The 9188-nt window shown below is 47.5% G+C and carries 3 protein-coding genes and 2 rRNA genes; all 5 read right to left on the bottom strand.

Annotation, left to right across the window (positions count from 1 at the left end):
• Window positions 1–51: 51 nt before the first annotated feature.
• Window positions 52–1917 (bottom strand): ABC transporter ATP-binding protein, encoded by a 1866-nt coding sequence (locus tag NSQ57_RS11310; RefSeq protein ID WP_340955368.1) that lies wholly within the window; start codon window positions 1915–1917, stop codon window positions 52–54.
• Window positions 1892–3787: an ABC transporter ATP-binding protein gene (locus NSQ57_RS11305; protein WP_081317618.1), complete on the bottom strand. Its 1896-nt coding sequence runs from the start codon at window positions 3785–3787 to the stop codon at window positions 1892–1894. Before NSQ57_RS11305 ends, NSQ57_RS11310 begins: the two co-directional genes overlap by 26 nt.
• 215 nt (window positions 3788–4002) lie before the next feature.
• Window positions 4003–4827 carry an alpha/beta fold hydrolase gene (locus NSQ57_RS11300; protein WP_029517088.1) on the bottom strand — a complete coding sequence of 275 codons (825 nt, stop codon included), beginning with the start codon at window positions 4825–4827 and terminating at the stop codon, window positions 4003–4005.
• Window positions 4828–5791: 964 nt separating this feature from the next.
• Window positions 5792–5908 (bottom strand): 5S ribosomal RNA (rrf, locus tag NSQ57_RS11295).
• Between the two features lie 151 nt (window positions 5909–6059).
• A 23S ribosomal RNA gene (locus NSQ57_RS11290) occupies window positions 6060–9007 on the bottom strand.
• Window positions 9008–9188 lie beyond the last annotated feature (181 nt).

Here is a 9188-nt window from a genome sequence, read left to right as displayed (position 1 = left end):
CCGTCTCTCTCCTCACAAAATAGATATTTGGTAAAAAGGAAATTCGCATATTCATGCGGTTTGTTCCTCGGGATGCTTTCGAAATTGAAGCTCATACAGCTCTGCATAATGGCCGCCCTCGGCAAGGAGCTGATCATGGGTACCTTGCTCTTTCAGTTCGCCATCGGCAAGGACACAGATCGTATCCGCCCGTTCAATCGTAGACAATCGATGGGCAATAACTAATGTCGTACGATCCTTCATCAACTCATTTAAGCCCTGCTGGACTTCATATTCCGATTCTGCATCCAAAGCCGAGGTCGCTTCATCCAATAGCAAAATCGGTGCATTTTTGAGCAAAGCACGGGCAATTGCAATCCGCTGTCTTTGACCGCCGGACAAATTGGCTCCGCGTTCACCGACAATCGTGTCGTACCCCTCTGGCAACTCGGCTATGAAGCCGCTGGCATAGGCTGTTTTGGCTGCAGCCTCCACTTCCTCATCCGTGGCAGTCGGTGAGCCAAAACGGATATTATCCGCTACTGTACCGTGGAACAGCGTAGCCTCCTGTGGTACATAGGCCATCAAATCCCTGACCTCATCCAACGGAAATTCTTCTGCCAAACGACCACGAACCCGCAGCACACCTTCATCCGGTGGGTAAAATCCCAGCAACAACTTCATGACTGTGCTTTTGCCACCACCACTCGGACCGACAAGTGCAGTGACCTGCCCTTCCGGCACGACCAAGTTTAACCTTTGCAGCGTTGGATGGTCAGGCTGATAGCCAAAGGTGATGTCGTGCAGCTCCAGCGCAGCCGGAGTCTGTTCAATGGCGTGGTCTGAACGTAAGGTTTCAACATCGCCATAGAATTCCCCAGATTCACGGGCTGATAAAGCTGCCGTCTCGGGATCGCTAAGCCTAGTCAGCGGTCCCTTCTTTTTAGCCGCGGGGAACTGTTCCTCTTCCTTCGACTCATCCAGAATTTCGCGGATACGCGCCAAGCCTGCCAAGGAGTTTTGTAACAGTGTTACAGCCGCCCCTAGCTCCAAAAATACCGTTGAAATACCGGTTTGCAGTTGTACAATCTGTCCCAATACTCCCAGTTCCATTTGCTTCTGCGATACCAGAATCAATCCGGCGACAAGCACACCGCCCAGCGTAATGAACTCTATGACAAAATTGCACATATCCTGCAAGCCCATATGACGTCCCTGCCGGATGCTGATGCGATTGATGTCCTCGCTTGCATCGTTACATAGTCCACCTACCTTTGTCCTCAACCCAAACAACTTCACCGTCTGCAAACCGGAAAGCAAATCACTCAATCGTTCCGTGAACCTGCTCATCCGTCCCTGTAACTCTTCACTCGTCTTTCGCATTTTCTTCGCGAAATGAGCATTTATCCAGGCTGAAGCCAGCCCAAGTACAACCGCCATAATCCCAAATCGCCAATCCAAAGCCATCAAAATGACCAACGAGCCCAAGAAAAGCGAAATTTCCAGTATAATCGAGCGAATATGAACGGTGTAAGCCTGCTCTAGCGCCTGTACATCGTTCGTCATACGGGATACAAGATCACCCGAATGGTGTTTTTCGGCTTTTTCGTACGATAGCTTGACAATGTGGCCAAATAGTTTCATTCGTACATCAGCAATCGCCAGCTTTACACACCGTTTATACATATAGCTGCACAGGGGGGAGATAAGACTTAATGCCAAAAATGTACCACTGACCAAATAGACCGCTCGGTATAGCTCCTGTACATTGCCATTAACCGCGAAATTCAGCAAATAATGCACCACAAAAGAAAGTAAAATCGTGATGCTGGCATTGGTCAGACTATTGCCAACCAGCCCGGTAAAATACCATTTTTGGTGCGGCTTCATCAGGGACATCAACTGCTTAAATTCATAAAACCCCTGCTTGAAGGTCACGACGCTCACCCCTTTCCTCAGGCAACGAATTACCGTTTTCCGCCGTATGCTGTTCTTCTTCAAAATTTTTCAAATACAGCTTTCGGTACACACCATCACGACCCAGTAATTCCTCATGAGAACCCGATTCCACAATGCTCCCCTGATCGAGTACAATAATGCGATTCGCCTGACGTACGGTTGACAGTCGATGAGCAATGACCAGTACCGTCCGGTTTTGCATTACCGCATTCATCGCATTCTGCACCTGAGCCTCCGACTGACTATCGAGTGCTGAAGTCGGCTCGTCCAATAAAAGCAGCGGAGCATTTTTCAGTAATGCTCTTGCTATGGAAATACGCTGTTTTTGACCGCCAGACAATCCGCCTCCCCGCTCGCTCAACAGGGTTTCATAGCCCTCGGGAAGTTGAACAATAAAATCATGCGCATGTGCCGCTTTCGCCGCCTCGACAATTTCTTCTCGAGTCGCCTCCAAACGTCCATATCCGATATTTTCTGCAATGGTGGCCGGAAAAAGCGACGGCTCCTGAGATACCATCGAAATATGACTGCGCAGGCTTGTTAAATTCCAATCTGTCAAACTCTTTCCAAATAGTTGAATGGTTCCAGCATGCTCTCCAGGTTCATTAAATCCGCAAAGCAGCTTGAAAATCGTGCTTTTACCCCCACCGCTGGCACCGACAATCGCGACCATATCCCCTTGCCCTGCCTGGAAGCTGATATCCTTCAGCACTGTGTTCCCTTCATCGTAGCCAAAGGTCAAATGCTCAAAGCTGACTACAGCAACACTATCAACGTCATCATCACTTTCTGCTCCGCCTTCACTCATTCGGTTGGCTTCCCCATCTGCATCGTCTTTCAAATGAGGCGCCCTATTCTCTCGCTTCTGATCTACCAAGGTCATTTCGCCGTCCTGACGTTCATTCTGCCAATCCAGCACCTCAAACAAATGCTTTGCGGCTCCACCCGCTTCCTTCATTTGCGAAATGATCGTCGGCAGCATGGCAATCGGCTGCAATATGAACGAAATCAGGTATAAAAAAAGTACAATGCCTCCAGCATTCAACTCTCCATGTTGTATCAGGTATCCTCCGTATACAATGACCAAAATAATCGGTGTTGCTAGCATCATCACACCTACCGGAGTAATGGCTGCATAGCGCTTTTCTAGCCGTAAGCCGCGCTTGACGACCTCCTCCATAATCACCATATACTTCTTCAACAGCACAGCTTGCATATTGAATGCCTTGACGATAGGGATTCCTCCGATTGCATCTTGCCCCACAGCGTTCAAATGAGCAATTTTCTCCTGAAGATCCGCGGAGTATTTTTCAATTGGCTTGCTCATTAGTGATGTTATGATCATTCCTATTGGCATGAGCGCAAGACTTGCCAATATCAGTTTCCAGCTTGTCAGTAAAAGCAATATGAGTGATGCCGTAAACACGAGCGGTAAATAGAACAGATTGGCAAACTGCTGGATAAAAAAGTTCTGTAATACTGCCGTATTATTGGTTAGACGGGATACCAAATCTCCGGTAAATTTCCTTTCCACGCTGGAAACCGGTAAATCGCAAAACTTATGTACGAGATCGCCTCTCAAGTCGCGCAGAGCACTAACACTAAATCGCGCTGAAGCGTACCTCATCACAAACTTACAGGGCATTCCAATTAGCGTCATACCAACAACCAGATAGATCATGTTCTGGGTAGAGGAGAATGTCCCCTGTGCCATTTGCTCAATGGCCTTACCCAAAATAATGTCAATAGCTGCCAAACACAAGGAGGTGATCACCGTTATGAAAACCCATAGATTATACGGCCTTACATAACGTGCGAGTCTCCGAAAAGCAGAATTTAATCGAAACAAGGGCATCCCTCTTTTCGCTGCCCACACTTTTTCAGTGCGAACTTTTTATATTGGCTGTGGACGTCGTTGAGATAAACTCTGGGTTTGGATGCATGAGTATCCGTACAGAATAAAATGCGATTTTGAACTATGCTGGAATTTGCATCTTGGTGTGGGTTGGTTGTTGATTGTTGCTGAGATGGTAATAACGAAGTGTATCGTGATGTGTGGGACATTTAACTCTGTCTGAATCGTGGTTGTAGGGTGCTTGTGTTGTAAGCTGTATGAGCTCCCGCCGCGTGGGCCATCGGCGAGGATGTAGAAAGAATGTTCTCGACTGTGCTCATAACCTCTTGTTCTTGTTCATGGATGAAAAAGTGATTACCTTCGAACATTCGAACATCCATAGGTGATGTCGTATGCTGTTGCCAGGCATGCAGTGAATCTGTGCTAACCTCGAAATCCTTCATTCCGCCTAAAACAGTCATCGGACATATCAATGGATTTCCCGGCTGATAAACATAAGTTTCACATACCTTAAAATCTGCACGCAGACGAGGCATAATAATTTGCATCAATTCTGCATTTTGCAGCACCTCTTCAGGTGTTCCCTGCATCAAACGAAGCTCTTCGGTGAAAGAATCGTCTGCTAAATCATGGAGTCGTTTTTTGGAATATGGAATATGTGGTGCGGATTTACCGGATATGATGATATGCTCAGGTAGCTTTCCAGTTTTGCTGTACAATTGCCGTGCTGTTTCAAATGCAATCAGTGCCCCCATACTGTGTCCAAAAAAAGCGAACGGCTTATGTATGTATGGAGCCATAGCTGGAACCAACGATTGAACGATATCTTGAAGAGTATCCATTGGAGCTTCTGTTGAGCGGCTTTCACGTCCTGGAAGTTGTATAGGCAACACGGTAATGTCAGGCGCAAACCTGGACTTCCAAGAGTTAAATATATAAGCACCACCACCGGCGTAGGGAAAGCAAAATAGTTGGAGCTTCGTAGTCGGTTGGACCTCTGTTTTCGCGAACCAAGATTGTGATCGAGTTGTCATAAGAATTCCTCCATCCTCTATGCAGTTCATAATTTTACAGTAAATCCTTATATCTCTTTTTTTCTTCCAACACTTTCTAACTGTTTTTAAATATACAAACTTTAAAACCACTTGGCATGGGACAAAAGGGCTAAATTGATAGAGCTCATAAAAATAAAACAAAATCCATATTATGTTATTTGTTTCCAAACTTCAAAAGCAACAATTTCACTTTTTGTATGAGTTATCTGTCAATCATGATCTGTTAATTTAGTTTAAAACAAGATTTCAGGTTTTCACGAATTTTGTAAAACTGAACTCATTTTGATTTACATTGAGGTCCCAACCCCTTATCCTACAACAATTTTATCTTTACTTGCCATTAACATAAATGTAACAAATTCAACCTGATATCATCCGACAAATTCCGACTTTTTCCGCAGCTCTCTTCAATCACCTAAATATTGGATTGGATTTGTATCAAGCTCACATAAGACAAAATTAATAACTCTTTATTTTTGTAATAAATATTGTTATTCCATAGTCATAAAGAACCATTTTTTTTCATATTTTTTTCTGACTCTTCGTCTAAAAAATCCAGTTCGAATTGAATTTTTCTCTCCTAAATCTATGAATTTTCTTTTTAAACTCTAATAAAAACGTTTCTATCTCGCTTCAAAAGTACCTGTTCTCTAGAAATTTATAGCCTTACTTTTAATCTTTCACCCTCTCAAAAAACAGTAACGGCAAACAGCAAGGCTCCCCGTTGTTGGAGACTTGCTGCTTTATAAATTTCATTATGTTTGACTTCACTATCGGTCGATATGCAGAGTGTTGTAGGCTTTATTGTAGTTATCCCCCAATCTTATTAATTTAGTGGAATGGAGTATATGTATGGGTTCATGTATATATAATTTCCAAAATGCGAAAGCCTTATGGTATACAAAAAGAGCACAGCCCATTAAGGCTGTGCTCTTTTTATCGTGCTTGGCGACGTCCTACTCTCCCAGGACCCTGCGGTCCAAGTACCATCGGCGCTGGAGGGCTTAACGGTCGTGTTCGGGATGGGTACGTGTGGAACCCCTCCGCTATCGCCACCAAACATGAATTTGCTACGCAAATTCTTCCGTAAGGTTATTCGGTTCATCACTTATTGTGTGAATGAATAGCCATGCGCTTGTCGTATGTCACTTGTACATACCTTCAAGGTTACACCCTGAAAACTGGATCCGAAACTCATTGCGCTTTATCTTTAGGATAAGCCCTCGACCGATTAGTATTGGTCAGCTCCATGCATTACTGCACTTCCACCCCCAACCTATCTACCTCGTCGTCTTCAAGGGGTCTTACATACTGGGAAATCTCATCTTGAGGGGGGCTTCACGCTTAGATGCTTTCAGCGCTTATCCCTTCCGTACATAGCTACCCAGCGGTGCTCCTGGCGGAACAACTGGTACACCAGCGGTACGTCCATCCCGGTCCTCTCGTACTAAGGACAGCTCCTCTCAAATTTCCTACGCCCACGACAGATAGGGACCGAACTGTCTCACGACGTTCTGAACCCAGCTCGCGTACCGCTTTAATGGGCGAACAGCCCAACCCTTGGGACCTACTTCAGCCCCAGGATGCGATGAGCCGACATCGAGGTGCCAAACCTCCCCGTCGATGTGGACTCTTGGGGGAGATAAGCCTGTTATCCCCAGGGTAGCTTTTATCCGTTGAGCGATGGCCCTTCCATGCGGTACCACCGGATCACTAAGCCCGACTTTCGTCCCTGCTCGACTTGTAGGTCTCGCAGTCAAGCTCCCTTCTGCCTTTGCACTCTTCGAATGATTTCCAACCATTCTGAGGGAACCTTGGGGCGCCTCCGTTACTCTTTAGGAGGCGACCGCCCCAGTCAAACTGCCCACCTGACACTGTCCTCGCACCGGTTTACGGTACCAAGTTAGAACCTAGATACGATCAGGGTGGTATCCCAAGGATGCCTCCCTTCAAGCTGGCGCTCAAAGTTCGACGGCTCCCACCTATCCTGTACAGATCGTACCCAAATTCAATATCAAGCTGCAGTAAAGCTCCATGGGGTCTTTCCGTCTTGTCGCGGGTAACCTGCATCTTCACAGGTATTAAAATTTCACCGGATCTCTCGTTGAGACAGCGCCCAAGTCGTTACGCCATTCGTGCGGGTCAGAATTTACCTGACAAGGAATTTCGCTACCTTAGGACCGTTATAGTTACGGCCGCCGTTTACTGGGGCTTCGGTTCATAGCTTCGCCCCGAAGGGCTTACCACTCCCCTTAACCTTCCAGCACCGGGCAGGCGTCAGCCCGTATACTTCGCCTTGCGGCTTCGCACAGACCTGTGTTTTTGCTAAACAGTCGCTTGGGCCTTTTCACTGCGGCCCCCTCGGGCTATTCACCCTACCGAGGCACCCCTTCTCCCGAAGTTACGGGGTCATTTTGCCGAGTTCCTTAACGAGAGTTCTTCCGCGCGCCTTAGAATTCTCTTCTCGCCTACCTGTGTCGGTTTGCGGTACGGGCACCTTCTCCTGGCTAGAGGCTTTTCTTGGCAGTCTGAGATCATGACCTTCGCTACTATAATTTTCGCTCCCCATCACAGCCCAGCCTTAATGATATGCGGATTTGCCTACACACCAGCCTCACTGCTTAGACGGACATCCATCCGTCCGCGTCACTACCCTACTGCGTCACCCCATTGCTCATAACGGATTACGGTGGTACAGGAATTTCGACCTGTTGTCCTTCGACTACGCCTATCGGCCTCGCCTTAGGTCCCGACTTACCCTGAGCGGACGAACCTTCCTCAGGAACCCTTAGGCTTTCGGCGGATCTGATTCTCACAGATCTTTTCGTTACTCATACCGGCATTCTCACTTGAATGCAGTCCAGCGCTCCTTACGGTACACCTTCAACCCGCATTCAACGCTCCCCTACCCCTGATGCAAGCATCAAGCCATAGCTTCGGTGGTGTGTTTAGCCCCGTTACATTTTCGGCGCAGAGTCACTCGACCAGTGAGCTATTACGCACTCTTTCAATGGTGGCTGCTTCTAAGCCAACATCCTGGTTGTCTGTGCAACTCCACATCCTTTCCCACTTAACACACACTTGGGGACCTTAGCTGATGGTCTGGGCTGTTTCCCTTTCGACAATGGATCTTAGCACTCACTGTCTGACTCCCGGAACTAAATCTATGGCATTCGGAGTTTGACTGAGCTTGGTAACCCTTGCGGGCCCCGCACCCAATCAGTGCTCTACCTCCACGATTCTTCTTTCCGAGGCTAGCCCTAAAGCTATTTCGGGGAGAACCAGCTATCTCCGGGTTCGATTGGAATTTCTCCGCTACCCCCACCTCATCCCCGCATTTTTCAACATGCGTGGGTTCGGGCCTCCAGTGCGTGTTACCGCACCTTCACCCTGGACAGGGGTAGATCACCCGGTTTCGGGTCTACGTCCACGTACTCATTCGCCCTATTCAGACTCGCTTTCGCTGCGGCTTCAGCTCTTCACCTTAACCTTGCACGGGAACGTAACTCGCCGGTTCATTCTACAAAAGGCACGCCATCACCCGTGATTTTTCCAAAGGAAAATATCATAGGGCTCTGACTTCTTGTAAGCACACGGTTTCAGGATCTATTTCACTCCCCTTCCGGGGTGCTTTTCACCTTTCCCTCACGGTACTGCTTCACTATCGGTCGCCAGGGAGTATTTAGCCTTGGCAGATGGTCCTGCCGGATTCATACGGGGTTTCACGTGCCCCGCACTACTCGGGATCCGTCTCGGAGGGAACAAGTTTTGAACTACAGGGCTTTTACCTTCTCTGGCGGGTCTTTCCAGACCTCTTCATCTAACCGGTTCCTTTGTAACTCCATGTGAGACGTCCCACAACCCCAAGGAGCAAGCTCCTTGGTTTGGGCTAATCCGCGTTCGCTCGCCGCTACTGACGGAATCACTATTGTTTTCTCTTCCTCAGGGTACTTAGATGTTTCAGTTCCCCTGGTCTGCCTCTATTCTGCCTATGTATTCAGCAGAAAGTGACTGTCGATGAAGACAGCCGGGTTTCCCCATTCGGACATCCCCGGATCAAAGCTTGCTTACAGCTCCCCGAGGCTTTATCGTTGTTCGCCACGTCCTTCGTCGGCTCCTGGCGCCTAGGCATCCTCCGTGTGCTCTTTGTAGCTTAACCTAGTATTTACATCGTAAATACGATTTGCTTTGAATTTCGGTTCAACACTTACGTGTGAATGAAATTCAAGGCAGCTACCTTTATTTCACTTGTTTACACAAGATCAGCTTAAAGGAATATTCTAAAACGCAATTTCGTTTCGGTATCCAGTTTTCAAGGTGCAATTCGCTTCATCGAAGCG

This window comes from Paenibacillus sp. FSL L8-0502 (assembly GCF_038593055.1).
Taxonomy (GTDB): domain Bacteria; phylum Bacillota; class Bacilli; order Paenibacillales; family Paenibacillaceae; genus Paenibacillus; species Paenibacillus polymyxa_D.
Note: the sequence above shows the minus strand (reverse complement) of the source record. Positions and strands in the feature narration are given on the sequence as shown.

Bases quoted from the DNA above. Each gene is read 5' to 3' on its own strand.
- NSQ57_RS11300 (WP_029517088.1), bottom strand. From the start codon at position 4,827: ATGACAACTCGATCACAATCTTGGTTCGCGAAAACAGAGGTCCAACCG.